The 15683-nt window shown below is 62.0% G+C and carries 9 protein-coding genes; 4 read left to right on the top strand and 5 right to left on the bottom strand.

Going from position 1 to position 15683, the window contains the following annotated elements; genetic code table 11:
- The first annotated feature begins 26 nt into the window (after positions 1-26).
- Positions 27-2450: a DEAD/DEAH box helicase gene (locus K315_RS0107075; RefSeq protein WP_239645887.1), complete on the top strand. Its 2424-nt coding sequence runs from the start codon at positions 27-29 to the stop codon at positions 2448-2450.
- Positions 2451-2544: 94 nt separating this feature from the next.
- On the opposite strand, the gene K315_RS0107070 is transcribed toward K315_RS0107075, so the two are convergent.
- From K315_RS0107070 to K315_RS0107060, 3 genes are all read right to left on the bottom strand, one after another.
- Positions 2545-4026: an ATP-binding protein gene (locus K315_RS0107070; protein WP_029576817.1), complete on the bottom strand. Its 1482-nt coding sequence runs from the start codon at positions 4024-4026 to the stop codon at positions 2545-2547.
- Between the two features lie 165 nt (positions 4027-4191).
- Positions 4192-5733 carry a nucleobase:cation symporter-2 family protein gene (locus K315_RS0107065; RefSeq protein ID WP_029576816.1) on the bottom strand — a complete coding sequence of 514 codons (1542 nt, stop codon included), beginning with the start codon at positions 5731-5733 and terminating at the stop codon, positions 4192-4194.
- Between the two features lie 61 nt (positions 5734-5794).
- On the bottom strand, positions 5795-6379 hold the full coding sequence (locus K315_RS0107060) for a xanthine phosphoribosyltransferase (protein WP_029576815.1): 585 nt from the start codon (positions 6377-6379) through the stop codon (positions 5795-5797).
- Positions 6380-6614: 235 nt separating this feature from the next.
- Here K315_RS0107060 and K315_RS0107055 point away from each other — a divergent pair, with 235 nt between their 5' ends.
- The 3 genes from K315_RS0107055 to K315_RS0107045 all read left to right on the top strand — a co-directional run bounded on the left by K315_RS0107055 (position 6615) and on the right by K315_RS0107045 (position 12877).
- The gene (locus K315_RS0107055; protein WP_033520564.1) at positions 6615-9314 is read left to right on the top strand and encodes a UvrD-helicase domain-containing protein; all 2700 of its coding nucleotides are present in this window, start codon (positions 6615-6617) and stop codon (positions 9312-9314) included.
- Between the two features lie 277 nt (positions 9315-9591).
- Positions 9592-10218: a 30S ribosomal protein S4 gene (gene rpsD / locus K315_RS0107050; RefSeq protein WP_015450480.1), complete on the top strand. Its 627-nt coding sequence runs from the start codon at positions 9592-9594 to the stop codon at positions 10216-10218.
- A 139-nt stretch (positions 10219-10357) separates the two neighbouring features.
- Entirely contained in the window at positions 10358-12877 is a 2520-nt protein-coding gene (locus K315_RS0107045; protein ID WP_029576813.1) for an excinuclease ABC subunit UvrA, read from the top strand.
- Positions 12878-12933: 56 nt separating this feature from the next.
- On the opposite strand, the gene K315_RS0107040 is transcribed toward K315_RS0107045, so the two are convergent.
- Entirely contained in the window at positions 12934-13299 is a 366-nt protein-coding gene (locus K315_RS0107040) for a phage holin family protein (RefSeq protein ID WP_029576812.1), read from the bottom strand.
- Positions 13300-13346: 47 nt separating this feature from the next.
- A complete protein-coding gene (locus K315_RS0107035; RefSeq protein ID WP_052316565.1) occupies positions 13347-15611 on the bottom strand; it encodes an acyltransferase family protein in 2265 nt (754 codons plus the stop codon).
- Positions 15612-15683 lie beyond the last annotated feature (72 nt).

Raw genomic sequence — 15683 nt, 5'->3', positions numbered from 1 at the left:
CGGTAAGGCAATAAGACGATGAAACAATGAGCAAAGGAGAGCCGCGCATGGACGTGTTCAACCGGTACGCGCCGTTCATCCAGGACACGATTTACGAGCACGGATGGCAGAGCCTGCGCGGCGTGCAGGTCGCGGCGGGTGAGGCGATTTTCGGCACCGACCAGAACGTGCTGCTCAGCGCCTCGACCGCATCCGGTAAAACAGAGGCTGCGTTCTACCCGATTCTCACCCTCATGGCTGAAGACCCGCCGGCATCGGTCGGTGCGTTGTATATTGCTCCGCTCAAAGCCCTGATTAACGACCAATTCGACCGGCTCAACGAAGTGTGCGCGCAAGGTGATATCCCTGTATGGCATTGGCACGGTGACGTCTCGCAATCCCACAAGCGCAAGCTCATGAAACACCCCTCGGGGATTTTGCAGATTACGCCCGAATCGCTTGAGGCGATGCTCTTGCACCGGCATGCGGCCATTCCCGCGCTGTTCGGCGATCTGCGTTTCATCGTGATTGACGAACTGCACGCGTTGATGCGCGGCGATCGCGGTGGGCAGACCCTGTGCCTGATTGAACGATTGTCCCGCATGGCGGGCGTCAACCCGCGCCGCATCGGACTGTCCGCCACCATCGGGGATCCGAAGCAGGCAGCGGAATTCCTGAGCGCCGGAACCGGCAAGGGCACGGTTGTTCCGAATATCGGCGCTAGTGGCCAGACCTGGCGGCTGTCCATGGAGCATTTCTTCAATAGCGGCCCGCAAGCTTCGCAGCGGGGACTACGCATGCCGGCATTTGCACGCAACCCGCACGCGGTTGACGGCGAAACCCGACCATTGTTGGAACAGACGGAAGCAACGCTTACCGGTGAAACCCAACTCAAATCCTCGATGGAATCCCCGTTTGAATCCCCGTTTGAACGGCAAGACAAGCCACTTACCGGCCCGCTCGCCCAATCCGAACCCGCCTCGGACACCGCCCCGCAGGCCGCTGACCCTGGCATCGGCTACATCTTCGAACACACGCGTGGCCGCAAATGCCTCGTATTCTGCAATTCCCGCGAGGAAGCCGAAGCCGTGACCACCACCTTGCGCCAGTACTGCGAGGTACGGCATGAGGCGGACCGCTTCCTCATCCACCACGGCAACCTTTCGGCGCCCATCAGGCAGAGTGCCGAAGAGGAGATGAAGGACGAGAACAGCTGCATGACCACCGTCACGACGGCGACCCTCGAACTGGGCATCGACATCGGCCGGCTCGAACGCGCGTTCCAAATCGACGCGCCATTCACCGTCTCCTCGTTCCTCCAACGCATGGGACGCACCGGCAGACGCGACCAGCCGCAGGAAATGTGGTTCGTCATGCGTGAGGACCCGCCACAATCACGTGAAATGGCGCCGGATATCATCCCGTGGAAACTCATCCAAGGCATCGCGCTCATCCAGCTGTATGTGGAACGCCGTTGGGTGGAGCCGCCCCGGCTTGATGGCCTGCCCTACAGTCTCCTGTACCACCAGACCATGAGCACGCTCGCGTCAGGAGGTGAGATGACGCCTGCGCAACTGGCGTCCCAAGTGCTTTCGCTCGCCGTGTTCAAACGCGTCACGCAGGACGATTACCGGATCCTCCTGCGCCACCTGATTGGGATCGACCATATCGAGACCACTGAACGCGGCGGCCTGATTGTCGGCGTGGCAGGGGAGCGCATCACCAGCAACTTCAAGTTCTACGCGGTATTCCAGGAGAACGAGGAGTACAGCGTACGCAGCGAATCGCAGGAGATCGGCACGCTCGTTGCTCCGCCTCCCGCCGGCGAGAAAATCGCCATCGCCGGCCACGTGTGGGTGGTCGACGAGGTGGACCGCAAACGGCATATCGTGTACTGCACCATGATCAAAGGCAAAGTGCCCGCCTATTTCGGCGACGTGCCTGGGGACATCGACACGGTGATCCTCGAACGCATGCGGCAGGTGCTTCTGGAACCGCCGGAAACCACCTACCCGTATCTCATGCGCAACGCCGCGGCCCGGCTGCAGCAGGCACGCGTCGATGCGACGGTTATAGGGCTCGCCGACCAGCCGCTGCGCCACCTGGGCGGCAACATGTGGGCATTATTCCCCTGGCTCGGCACGTACGCGTTCCTTGCACTCAAACGCCTGCTGCTTCTGCGGTGCGCGCCGGGGCTTGGGCTCAAGGGCTTGGAGGCGTGCTCGCCCTACTACATGACCTTCACCATGGATTCCGACGCGCAGGCGTTCTACGCGGCGGTTACGCAGGCCGCCCGCGAACTTACCGATCCGCTGACGCTCATGTACCCCGATGAGATCCCGGATTTCAACAAGTACGACCGCTTCCTGCCGCCGCAACTGGTGCGCAAGGGCTTCGCATGCGGCGTGCTCGACCTCGAGGGCATGCAGGCGCGCGTACGTCAGTGGGAGCGATTCGTCCGCAAGCCTTGATGCTTTGCACACGGTTGCAGCCGACGTCAAACGTGCTTACAACGCTGTCTTTCCCAGCCCGTTGCGGTCGATTCGTCAATTCGGCAATGCCGACTCACCGCCCGCGCAGCCGGTAGCGTTTGGTCCCGTCCTCGGCCGCCGGATGCGCCTGCGCGACCTCCCCGGCGCGCACGAGCTCGCGCAGTCCGGAAGCCACGGCAAGCGGCGTCAGATGCAGTTCGCGGATGATCTCCTTCGCGCTCATCGCCGAATGGCGTTCCAACAGATCCAGTATCGCCCGGGAAACCTCGGATGGCGAGTCGACGGTGTGGAGTTTGCGTTTCGTGAACGTCATCGTGAACATGCCATGCTCGTTGCGTGCCGCCGCAGGTTCGATACCCGCCTCACGCAACTGGGAGAAGATCTGCCGGAATCCGTCGCCTTCGGAGGCCACGACCATGCCGCCGCGTGGTGACGGCGTGAGTTCGAGCAGCGTGAACAGGAACTGGTTACGTGTGGATGTCATCGTAGGCCCGTCGTCCTGGGGACGTTTGGAAAGCACCTCCTGCGTGACGGTGCCGTACAATCCGCCGGGATTCGTGATGGTGATGCGGTCGGTGAACACGTTGACATGCACGGGCGTGCCTTGCGCGTCGGGGGAGTAGTCACGGTGGATGAGCGCGTTCGCAATCGCCTCGCGCAGGGCGTCCGGCGGGTATTCGGGTTTGCGCGCGCCGATCCAGCGCATCAGCGATTCCGTGGTGTCCTCAATCATCACCGGAATGGAACCGATCACATGCTGTGTCGCAATCAACGATTCGTCGCCGCGAAACACGTCATCGGCGTTGGTGCCGGGAAACACCGCGACCGACACGCCGAGCCGCGGATAGTATTTCTGCGGGTACCTGCCGAGCGCAAGCAAACCGGCGAGCGTGGGGCGCAGCACGCCGCCAACTTGGGAGTCGTCACTGTCGTCGTGGCGTAACGCCTGCAAATCGCACAGCACCTGTTCGTCGCTGCGTCCGGCGAACACATGCGGGTGCCGTTCGCGCGCATTGCCGGTCACCGCTTGGACCAGGCCGGGATCGAAATCATCGATCGTCGCCCCCGAAACCAGATCGAGATCATACGTGGGCTGGTTGTGCTCCTCGATAAGCCGGTCGACCTCATAGGCGGTCATATGCCGGTCCCCGTCGCCCGTGCGGATGAACGACCCGTCATGCGGGCCGAGCGCGGTGATGAAACACGGTTTGAGTCGCGGCTGCATCTCGTCCACCCGCGCGAACACCAGGTTGGTTCCCTCGAACGGGCAGGTGGCGATTACCGGGCGCACCACCGGGGTGAGCCGCTCGCACGCCTGGCTGAGTGCCTCCTGCATGGCGCGCGCGTTGAACCCCTCGACCGGCGTGAACCCGTTCTTTTCCGACAAGCCGAGAATGATCCAGCCGCCGGAACCGTTGGAGAACGCGGACAGCGTCTCGGTGATGGTCGAGGACATTTTGCGCTTGCATTCCTTGACCTCGCACTGCTGGGTGTCATTGCCGATGATGCGCATCAGACCGATGAGCTCGGTCATCGTGCTCGTGTAACGGTCCATAAGGCTTCCCTTCGCCGCCGGGTGTACCCAGGTACCATCATTGTCTCACAAATCCAGGTGATTCGGTATTACAGACGGGAAATACGCTAACGAAAACGGCGACACCGGGAGAGATAGTTTCTTCCGGTGTCGCCGCTTTGGAACGTCTATGAACGTCTATGAGATTCAGCGCTTTTCGTTGACTTCGCCGTTCGACGCGAGGAAATGCTCCTCGCCCGGCAGTACCGCATTGAGGATGACCGCGACCACGAAGGCCAGCGCGATGCAGTTGCTCGCGAAAATCGACTGGAACAGGGACGGAAACTGGGAGAAGATGCCCTGCACCTGTGTGAAGCCGATGCCGATAGTCAAGCTGAGCGCCGCGATGGCGATATTGCGCTGTGTAAAGCCCGCTTCAGCGATCATCTGGAAGCCGGAGAGCACAATCGTGCCGAACATCATGATGGTGCAGCCGCCAAGCACCGCTTGCGGCAGCGAGTTGAACACCGCAGCGATGCTGGGGACGAAGCTAGCGAGCACCAGGATCAGACCGCCGGAGAGAATCACCTTGCGGTTAACGACCTTGGTCATTGCCACAAGCCCGATATTCTGTGCAAACGATGTCAACGGCAGGCAGCCGAACAGGCCGGAGACGCTGGAAATCAGGCCGTCACCGGCGATTGCGCCGGCGGTTTCACGCTCGGAAGGCGCACGGTTGAGACCGACCTTCGCCAAGGCGGCGGTGTCGCCAAGCACTTCGACCGAGGACACCACGTACAGCAGGGCGAAGGAGATGATCGCGCCCGCGTCGAACTGCACCTTGAACGGCATGACATGCGGTGCGCTGAGCACTGCCAGGTTCTGGAACCCCGAGAAATCGACCTTGCCCATGAACAAGGCCACCACGTAGCCCACCACGAGGCCGAAGAGCACCGACAGCTGCTTGGCGGTGCCCTTCATCAGCAGCTGGAACGCCAGGCAGGCAACCAGGGAGACCAGACCGAGGGTCAGATTCTGCCAGCTGCCGAAATCCTTGGCGCCGGAGCCGCCGCCGAATGATGTCGCGCCGACGCTGAGCAGCGAGAAACCAATCGAGGTGACCACGATCGCCGAGACGATCGGCGGGACGAAACGGCGCCAGAACCGTGCGGTCAGGCCCAGCACGAGTTCAAGCAGACCGCCGACCATCACCGCGCCGACAACCGCGCCATACCCTTTGTCGCTGACCACGGCGATGGCCGCCGCCACGTAAGTGAAGGAAATACCGGTGACCATGGGCAGACGGCTGCCGATACGCCACAACGGGTACAGCTGGAGGCACGTGCCGAGGCCGGCGACCAGCAGGCCGTTCTGGATAATCATCGCGGACTGTTCCGGGCTCATCTTCGCGGCCGCGGTCACGAGGAAAATCGGGGCGAGATTCGCCACGAACATCGCCATCACGTGCTGCAGACCGAAGGGGATGCCTTTCCAAAAGGAGATTTTGCCGTCAAGTTCGGTCAGCGGGTTGGATGTTGCCGCTTTCGCCGTTTCGGTTGATGCGGCGGCGACCGTGGTTTCCGGCGTGTTCTTCTTCGTGGCGGTGTCTTGCACGGTGTTGCCTTGTACAGGTTTGCCTTGCGTCCCGTTGTCCTGAGTTGTTGTTGCCGTTGTCTGTGCCGTCGTTGTCACGTTCTCCTCGGCTGCCGTCTTGTCATGCTCCGACGGCGTTTCGATGGGGTTGCCCATATGTCTCCTGCCTGTCGTTCCTGGTCTCTCTGCTGTTCACGTATTTGCTGTGTGCAACCCGTCAGGCTTCGCGGAATGCGATCTCACCGGTGTCCGGATCCATGGAGTCTACGATTGCCAACGATTGCAGGTCATAGCCGGCCTCGCGCAGCTTCGCGCCGCCGTCCTGGAAGCCCTTCTCGATGGCGATGCCGATGCCTTCGACCACCACGCCTGCCTCGTGGCACAGCTCAATCAGTCCCTCCATCGCCTTGCCATTGGCGAGGAAATCATCAATGAGCAGCACATGCTCGCCGGGGTTCAGGAAGCGCTTGGACACGATGACCGGGAACTCGCGCTGCTTGGTGAACGAGTACACCTTCGTGACATACTGGTCGCCGTCAAGATTGATGGACTGCGCTTTCTTGGCGAACACGACCGGCACGTCGCCGAAATGACGCGCCGCGACACAGGCGATGCCGATGCCTGAAGCCTCAATGGTCAAGATCTTGTCGATCTGCTTGCCGGCGAACAGCCGCGCCCATTCCCGGCCCATCTGGTCGAACAACTTGACATCGCATTGATGGTTCAGAAACGCGTCCACTTTGAGGACGTTCCCCGGCTTGACGATACCGTCACGACGGATGCGCTCTTCGAGTTCTTTCATTGACCTGCCTCGTGTTCTCTTGTGGAGCCTTGGCCCCGGCTTGTCTGGCCACCCTCGCGGCCATGTGTTTGATATGGTTCGAGGGCGCATGACGACATGCGCGACGAGCCTGGCCGGGACGGGTGTAATGGAGCGAGCATACCGCGAGCGCCGCACATCCGCCCGGCAGCAGGCGCGCGTCGTGCTGACCTGTGGCTGTGGTAGAAATTATGGGCGCCGTACAGTCGGCGATGGCATGATTCGGAGGGTGACAGTGTTCGACAATGATTCCCCAGTTCTCGCTCGTAGCGCACAGGAGCTGCTTGGCGGGCTCAATCCGCAGCAGGCGCAGGCGGTCCAGTATCAGGGGCCGGCACTGCTGATTGGCGCGGGCGCCGGTTCCGGCAAGACGCGTGTGCTCACACGTCGCATCGCGTGGATCCTCACCCAGTTCTACGCCTGGCCGAGCCAGATCCTCGCCATCACCTTCACCAACAAGGCTGCCGCCGAAATGCGTGAGCGTCTGACCACGCTGATCGGCCCGGTCGCCCAGCGTATGTGGGTGTCCACCTTCCATTCGGCATGCGTGCGTATCCTTCGCCGTGACGGGCAGGCCATCGGCTTGAACTCCGGTTTCTCCATTTACGACACACAGGACTGCCAGCGGCTGGTCAAGCTCATCGCCACCGACTTGAACATCGATATCAAGCGCTACACCCCGCGCGCGATGCTCGCCAGGATTTCGGATTACAAGAACAATCTGCAAACGTGGCAGGGTCAGCTCAAGCAGTTCGCCCCGGATTACCGTCCCGGCCAGCGCGGCTACCAGCTGGGCCGGTATGGCAATGAGGAACAGCTGTATGCCGTGGTCTATGCGGAATACCAGCATCGTCTCGCCGCGGCGAATGCCGTCGATTTCGACGACCTGATCATGCGTACCGTCGAACTGCTGCGTACCCAGCCGGATATCGCCGATTACTACCGACATAAGTTCCGCTATATTCTCGTTGACGAGTACCAGGACACCAATCATGCGCAATACGTGTTGATCCGTGAGCTTGCAGGCATCGACGCCCATGAGCAGCCCGACACCTCGGTGATTGGCGCTGGTAGAGTAGGCCCGGCGTGGGTGACGGTCGTCGGCGATTCCGACCAGTCGATTTACGCGTTCCGTGGCGCGGATATCAGTAACATCCAGGATTTCGAGAAGGATTTCCCGGATGCCAAGACCATCATGCTCGAGCAGAACTACCGTTCGACGCAGACGATTCTCGACGCGGCCAACGCGGTCATCTCCCACAATGAGGGACGCAAGCCCAAGAAGCTGTGGACCGCCGCAGGCAAGGGCGCACCGATTACCGGCTACGCGGCGGACAACGCGCAGCAGGAGGCCCTGTGGATCGCCACAGAGATCGCCCGGCTCGTCGCCGAGGACGGCTACAAGTACTCCGATGTCTCCATCATGTACCGGGCGAACGCCCAGTCGCGCTCCCTTGAAGAGGCGCTGATCAACGCGGGTATCCCGTATCAGCTCATCGGCGGCACCAAGTTCTATGAGCGCAAGGAAATCAAGGACGCCATCGCCTATCTGCAGGCGATCGTCAATCCGTCGGACAGCGTGAATATGCGGCGCATCCTCAATGTGCCCAAGCGTGGTCTCGGCGCGCGTGCCGAAGCGATGGTCGCCGCCTATGCCGACGCCCATGCGGCACCGTTCTGGCAAGGTATTGCCGATATGGAACAGATTGAGGGACTGCCCACGCGCACGGCGAAATCGCTCGGCGCATTCCGCGACACCATGCAGCATCTCGCCGCCTTCGCGCGCGACCATGCGAACCAGCCGTCGGACATCGTCGCCGAAGTGCTTGACAAGTCCGGGCTGCTTGAGGAGCTGCAGCGCTCCGAGGACCCGCAGGACGCCTCCCGTTTGGAGAACCTCTCGCAATTGCAATCGGTTGCAGCCGAATTCGAGCAGAATACGCCCGACGCGACCCTCGAAAGCTTCCTCGAAACGACTGCGCTCGTTGCGGATTCCGACCAGCTGCCAGGCGAGAACGAGGACAGTGGCAAGGTCACGCTTATGACCCTGCACACCGCCAAAGGCCTCGAATACCCGGTTGTGTTCCTCACCGGCATGGAACAGGGCACGTTCCCGCATTCCCGCTCGCTCGAAGACACCAGCGAACTGGCGGAGGAGCGACGGCTCGCCTACGTGGGCATCACCCGCGCCAAGCAGCGCCTGTACCTGACGCGCGCCGCGGTCCGCTCGCAGTGGGGGCGTGCCGACGACATGATGCCCAGCCAGTTCCTTGATGAGATTCCTGACGAGCTGATCGACTGGAAGCGCCGTGAGGCCAGTACCGAGCGCATGGGTGGCGGCTGGAAGTCAGGCGGCCTGGACGATGACGAGTTCGGCGGTTGGGGCGATGACGATGAATTCGGCTCGACCAGCTTCGGCGGATCCACCTTCGGCTCATACGGCTCGCGCGGCTCGTATGGTTCCGGCCGTTCCTCATCGTCCCGGCGTTCCGGCGGCTCGGCATACGGCTCCTCCTACGGCGGGTCTTCGTATAGCGGCTCATCCTACGGATCGCGGTCCGGTTCGTCCTCGTCGCGCGGCTACGGATCGCGTTCAGGCTCCTCGTATGGTTCCCGCGGCTCGTACGGTTATGGTTCGTCATCAGGTTCAGGGCGTTCCGGGAAAGTGACCACTCGGCACACCTCAGCCGTTTCACACAAGAAGAGCGCGGCATCCGGTACATCGCAGGTGGGCAAGGACAACGGCCTGAACATCGCCGATTTCAACGTCGGCGACAAGATCACCCACGACAAATACGGTCTCGGCACGGTCTTGGAAACCCAGGACAAGGGCCGCAACTCCGTAATCACCGTGGACTTCGGATCCGACGGCGTCAAGCGGCTCATGCTTCGCGCGGCACCGATCGAGAAGCTCTGAGCGCATGCGTTGCTGATACCAACCGCAGCCTTGCACGACGCTCCCGGCACGCCGTCGCAAGAGAGCCGGGAGTGAGGTCGCAGGTGTGGTGTATGTTAGTGACTCGTGTGTGCAACCGCACGCACTATCTGGAGTCTTAGCCCGTCAGTGGGTCGGCGGAGGTCCGTACAAAGCGGTCCTCCGTTCGTGCATGGCACGATGAAGCACTGGAGAGGCTGGCTCAGCGCGAGGGAATGTCCTTCGCGTTCCGTTCAGATAACGACAGAAAAGGAACAATATGACTAACGCTCAGCGTTCCCGCCGTCAGGTGCGTCTTTCTCGCGCCCTCGGCATTGCACTGACCCCGAAGGCCCAGCGCCTGTTCGAAAAGCGTCCGTACGCTCCTGGCGAGCACGGCCGCACCCGTCGCCGCACCGAATCCGATTACGCGGTGCGTCTGCGTGAGAAGCAGCGTCTGCGCGCCCAGTACGGCATCTCCGAGAAGCAGCTTCGCGCCGCTTACGTCAAGGGCACCCGTACCGCCGGCCAGACCGGTGCAGCTATGCTCACCGATCTCGAAACCCGTCTTGACGCCCTCGTGCTGCGTGCCGGCTTCGCCCGCACGACCGCCCAGGCCCGCCAGTTCGTGGTGCACCGTCACATCATGGTTGACGGCAACATCGTCGATCGTCCGTCCTACCGTGTCAAGCCCGGCCAGACCATCCAGGTCAAGCCGAAGAGCCAGACCATGGTGCCGTTCCAGGCTGCTGCCGAAGGCGTCCACCGTGACGTGCTTCCGGCCGTTCCGCCGTATCTCGATGTCAACCTCGCTTCCCTGAAGGCGACCCTGACCCGCAAGCCCGTCCCGGAAGAGATCCCGGTGCAGGTGAACATCCAGTACGTCGTCGAGTTCTACGCTCGCTGACCTGGATCCATTCCATTTTTCAAGGACATACAGCATAAGGCCCCGCTTTTGGCGGGGTCTTATGCTATCTGCATACCGGCGCATATAGGCGGGCTCGACAGTCAAGGCATTGGCCGGGCGATTCCGTGACGGAGGAGACATGGCGGAGAAGACAAGGCGACGGCAGGTTCCGGACAGCATCGAGGTCAGGGGAGCGCGGGTCCATAATCTCAAGGACATTGATGTCTCGGTCCCGCTCAACAATTTCGTGGGCATCGCCGGAGTATCGGGCTCGGGCAAGAGCTCGCTGGCGCTCGGCGTCCTCTACGCCGAAGGGTCGCGCCGGTATCTGGAAGCGTTGTCGACATATACCCGCCGCCGCATCACGCAATCGGAGCGTGCCGACGTCGACGAGGTAGAGCATGTCCCTTCGGCGCTGGCATTGCATCAGCGGCCGGCGGTCCCTGACATCAGATCCACGTTCGGCACGATGACCGAACTGCTCAACGGCTTACGGCTGCTGTATTCACGGACCGGATCGTACACCTGCCCCAACGGCCATCGTGTGCCGCCGACCATGAACGTGGCGCTTGAGCGTCCGATTGTCTGCCCCCAATGCCATGCGGAGTTCTACGGCCGGTGCGCCGAGGAGATGGCGTTCAACAGCGATGGCGCATGCCCCGCATGCTCAGGCACCGGCGTGCAACGCGTCGTGGATGAGTCGACATTGGTGCCTGATGAATCCCTGAGCATTGACGATGGCGCTGTCGCCCCATGGGGCACGCTCATGTGGTCGCTGATGAAGGACATCGTCCGCCAGATGGGCGTCCGCACGGATATTCCATTCCGTGAGCTGAACGCGCAGGAACGTCAGATCGTGTTCCACGGACCTGCCGAAAAGCATCATATCGTCGTGCACAACAAAGGCACCGATACCGTCACCGAACTTGATTTCACATACTACAGTGCGGTCAGGTCGGTGGAAAACGCGTTGTCGCGCGCCACCAGCGAATCCGCCGTCAAGCGTGTCTCGCGCTTCCTCAAAGAGCAGACCTGCCCGCAGTGCGGTGGAACCAGACTGTGTGAGGCCGCACGCGACCCGATTATCAAAGGCATCGATCTTCCCCAGGCGTGCGCGATGACGCTGGACGAGTTCGCCGTCTGGCTTGCGGATACCCCGTCCGTGATGCCCGGTGATGTCGCCGGTATGGCTACCAATATCATCGACACCATGCGCGAGCCCATTGCTCGTCTCCAGCAGCTCGGGCTCGGGTATCTGTCACTGGACAGGCCCGGCGCGACCCTGTCCACAGGTGAACGCCAACGCGTCCAGCTTTCGCGTGCGGTGCGCAACCGTACCACCGGCGTGCTGTATGTGCTCGACGAGCCGTCGATTGGTTTGCACCCAGCGAATGTCGACGGTTTGCTCGGCGTGATCGACGATCTGCTGGCCAACGGCAATTCCGTGGTCGTAGTGGACCATGATGCGCGGGTCCTGCGCCAAGCCGACCACATCATCGAGATAGGCCCGGGGTCCGGAGACGCCGGCGGGCTGGTCATCGCGCAAGGCACTGTCGCCCAGGTCGCCGCGGCTGCGGAATCCCGCATCGGCGGATTCCTCGACGGCTCGCGTTCGGTGCATCCAAGGCAACGCACATCGGAACGCGATATGTTCGCCTTCGGTGCCATCGCCATGTCGACATCCCCGATCCATACCGTCTCGTCGCTTGACGTGCGCATCCCGGTCGGCAGGCTCATCGCCGTGACCGGAGTGTCGGGTTCCGGAAAAACGACCATGGTATTGGAAAGCCTGACTCCCGCGCTTGAACGGCATACGGCAGGTCAAACGTTGCCGGAACATGTGCGCGGCATCGATCCCGCCGGCATCGAACAGGTGCATCTTATCGATTCCACGCCGATCGGGGCGAATATCCGCTCCACGGTCGCCACCTACTCCGGCGTGCTGGACCCGCTGCGGCGCGTATTCGCCGCGACCGATGCCGCCAGGTCCCGTGGTCTGCATGCCGGCGATTTCTCGTATAACACCGGTTCGTTGCGCTGTCCTACCTGCGACGGGACAGGCACGATATCGCTCGACGTGCAGTTCCTTCCCGATGTCGAGATTACTTGCCCCGATTGCCAGGGATCGAGATATGGGCGCGATGCGTGGAAAATTACCCGCACGTTCACGGGCACGGACAAGCAGCATCCGGTGACGATGAGCCTGCCGCAGCTCATGGCCATGACCATCGATGACGCCGTGGGATGCCTTGTCTCCCAGCGCAAGATAGCGACCAAGCTCAAAACGCTCCATGACCTGGGCATCGGGTATCTCACACTGGGCGAGGCCACACCGGCGTTGTCCGGCGGCGAGGCACAACGGTTGAAACTCGCCGGGCAGATCGGCAAGGACCAGCGTCATGCGCTGTTCGTATTCGACGAGCCGACCATCGGCCTTCATCCGCTTGATGTCGAAGTGCTGATCGGCGTGTTGCAGAACCTGCTTGACTGCGGGGCGACCATCATCGTCATCGAACATGATCTGGATATGATTGCGAACGCCGATTGGATTATCGACATGGGGCCGGGAGGCGGCTCATACGGCGGCCGTATCGTGTGCGCGGGGACTGCCGAACAGGTTGCCACCACCCCTATCAGCGTTACCGGCAGATACCTGTAATCTGACGCATGCCGCAGTAACCGCGCCTGCATCGGCCGCTGCTATCTGTGCAGCCGTTATTCGCCCAGCACGCCCCCGACGATTGACGACACGATGGACATGATGAGCGAGCCGAGTACCGACCACCAGAACCCGTCGATGACCACGCCCACGTCGAAGAACGAGAAGGCGAGCCACGAGGCGAGTTCCATGAACAGCCAGTTGATCACCAACGCGACAAACCCGAAACTCAGCAGCGAGAAGGGGAGTGCCAGAAGGTGCACGACCGGTTTGATCGATGCGTTGATCAACGCCATGAACAGTGAGAACGCGGCGATACCGAGAATCGGCGGTTCGCCTTTCGCCTGCATGCCGGGCAATAACGCAACCATGACGCCGACGGCGATGGTCATGATCAGCCAGTTGATGAGAAAGCGTTTCATGCCGTCAGTCTACAGCACACGATCAGATATCAGAAGGAATCCGGGCGTCACTGGCCGCAGAATGCCTGGCGGAGCATGGTGGCGTACACCGGGCGGCCTTGCGGTGTCAGATGCGTGCCGTCGTCGTACAGGTATTCGCTGTGCCCTTCGCTGGTGCCGTTCCAGTCGATGATGCCGACATTGCGGTGGCTCGCCGCGAAGGAACGCAGAATCGCGTTGTTCTGGTCCTGCCACGAGACCGGAACGCGCAAGGTGAGGAAGTACACCGGCTTGCCATCCATCGCATCGACGATGCTTTGCAATTCGGCCTCGTCGCGAATCGGGCCGTTGTCGCCGAGCGCGACCACGACCACGCTGCCGCCTTGCCCGGCCCCGGCATGTTGGGCGTAGATTCCCGGGGCTGTGGTGATCTGCCGGCTGACTTGCGTATCAATGACGGCTTTGGGCATGATCTGCTGGATGATATCCGCGGCTCCCAAAGCCACGGAATCCCCGATGATCAATGGGTCGGCGCTACACACGCCGGTCGCCGCATCGAAAGTCCACGACGACAGCGGGACGCCTGCCGGCACCTTTTCGGCATGCGCGTTCATCTTCGGCGTGGCGGGGGCCTTCGAAGGAGTTTGCTGGGCGTTCTTGGACGAGCCTGAAGCCGAGGGCTTGGACGATGGGGAAGCGGCGTGTCCAGCGGAATCTGGTGCCTTGGACGCTCCCGTGGACGGTGACGAACCGGGGACACCAGCGAGGGCTTTCTTCCCCGCGAGGCTGGCTTCGTCTGCGATTTCCGGCCGCAGCTCGATCGAACGCTGTTCAACGATGCCGTCCCAGTCGAACGGCAGGCACCCGACGATGATGACAGCGACCAAACCAGCCGCTGCCATCACCTTCGCCGCCGGCTGCACATCCGCTAGATATGCGCGCACGGTACGTCCGGCGCCTGTCACCACCAGCCGCAGACCTGTCATGGCCTTCGGCTTCGCGCTGTTATCGTTGGGCTGACCCGCGCGACCATCGTTGTCGCCGGCAGCTGACTTTGCGCCTTTTTCTGTCGCCTCGGAAGCGGTTCCGGCCGCGATGCCCCGATGCACCGGAACTTCGATGAATCGGTGGATGAGTTCCGCCGCGCCTGCAATCACCGCGAACTGCAACAGCCAGCCCCACCACGGCATCGTGGTCGTGCGTGTCGCCGGATTCATGATCTCCAGCAGCGGGAAATGGATGATGTACACCGCGAACGCCCGAGACCCCGCGACGACCAACGGCTGGCACCCCAGAATCGCCGCTGTGACAGACCCGCGTACTGTGCAGGCGGCGACCAGCAACGCCGCCAAGATGGCCGCCGCCAGATAGCCGCCGCGGTACATCCATATGGCCTCACCGTCGACAACTGCGACGCCGGCTGCCAGGGCGAGCAGCGCGATCAATGCAAGTATGTCGGACATGCCAATGGTCACGCCTCCTACGGTAGTGCGATAAGTCATGCGCTTGGCCAAACGGTTCACCCACACTCGGTCCGGAACCCGCTGTCCGGTTCCGTCGTTCGCGGAGTCGTCGGTGGCCGCACGAAGCCCTGGCTTAGTATCTTTTGACACAGGCGCCGCGGCACGGTCCGCAAGCAGCAGTGCGAGCTCGGCGCCGACCAGCAGCTCGGCCGCGCGCGTATCAAGACCGTAATACAGGTGTGCGGTATCGCCCCCGTTGAAGGAAAGCGCCCCCATGGCGATGGATGAACCAAGCATCAGGAACAGCACCGCCGCGTGCATCATCCAGCGGGAACGGCAGATGCGGTGCAGCAGCAGCAGGATCGCCGGCCACAGCACAGCGAACTGCATGACAATCGCCACAAACCACAGCGGGGTCAGGGGAGAAGGCAGGCCAGCCGCGGCGAAATACGGCAGTTTGCGGAAGATATACACCCAGTTGACCACGAATGCCGCCGCAGGCAACGCGTCCGCCCGCGCCTTGAGCAACAGCGAAGGGGAGAACAGGTACACGAGCGGAATGGCCAGCGCGATGGATGCCAAGCCCATCGGCCACAGCCGTTTGAGCCGTTTGAGCACGTACGAACCGTACCGGAAGCCACCGCGTCCGATCGCGCGCTCAATGCTACGGGTACTCAAGAAACCGGTGATGACGAAGAAGACCGTCACGCCGAGGAAACCGCCGGAGAGTATGGACGGACGCGTATGGAACAGCACGACTGACACAATCGCAAGGGCGCGCAACCCATCGATGCCACGGTATCGACCGCCGGCATGCACAGACATGTCTTCGTGCGACTGGTGTTCGCTGATACCGGCTTGACTTGCCATGGTTCCCTTCCTCGCGTTCGATGCGTTAGACATTTGTACAAACCGCTACAGACGTATCCAAAAACGACACGC

Source organism: Bifidobacterium thermacidophilum subsp. thermacidophilum DSM 15837, assembly GCF_000426425.1.
GTDB classification, from domain to species: Bacteria; Actinomycetota; Actinomycetes; order Actinomycetales; family Bifidobacteriaceae; genus Bifidobacterium; species Bifidobacterium thermacidophilum.
Note: the sequence above shows the minus strand (reverse complement) of the source record. Positions and strands in the feature narration are given on the sequence as shown.

What these genes read in the sequence shown, in the direction of transcription:
- K315_RS0107075 (WP_239645887.1), top strand. Translation starts at nt 27, where the DNA reads ATGAGCAAAGGAGAGCCGCGCATGGACGTGTTCAACCGGTACGCGCCG.
- K315_RS0107070 (WP_029576817.1), bottom strand. Translation starts at nt 4,026, where the DNA reads ATGGACCGTTACACGAGCACGATGACCGAGCTCATCGGTCTGATGCGC.
- K315_RS0107065 (WP_029576816.1), bottom strand. Translation starts at nt 5,733, where the DNA reads ATGGGCAACCCCATCGAAACGCCGTCGGAGCATGACAAGACGGCAGCC.
- K315_RS0107060 (WP_029576815.1), bottom strand. Translation starts at nt 6,379, where the DNA reads ATGAAAGAACTCGAAGAGCGCATCCGTCGTGACGGTATCGTCAAGCCG.
- K315_RS0107055 (WP_033520564.1), top strand. Translation starts at nt 6,615, where the DNA reads ATGATTCGGAGGGTGACAGTGTTCGACAATGATTCCCCAGTTCTCGCT.
- rpsD (WP_015450480.1), top strand. Translation starts at nt 9,592, where the DNA reads ATGACTAACGCTCAGCGTTCCCGCCGTCAGGTGCGTCTTTCTCGCGCC.
- K315_RS0107045 (WP_029576813.1), top strand. Translation starts at nt 10,358, where the DNA reads ATGGCGGAGAAGACAAGGCGACGGCAGGTTCCGGACAGCATCGAGGTC.
- K315_RS0107040 (WP_029576812.1), bottom strand. Translation starts at nt 13,299, where the DNA reads ATGAAACGCTTTCTCATCAACTGGCTGATCATGACCATCGCCGTCGGC.
- K315_RS0107035 (WP_052316565.1), bottom strand. Translation starts at nt 15,611, where the DNA reads ATGGCAAGTCAAGCCGGTATCAGCGAACACCAGTCGCACGAAGACATG.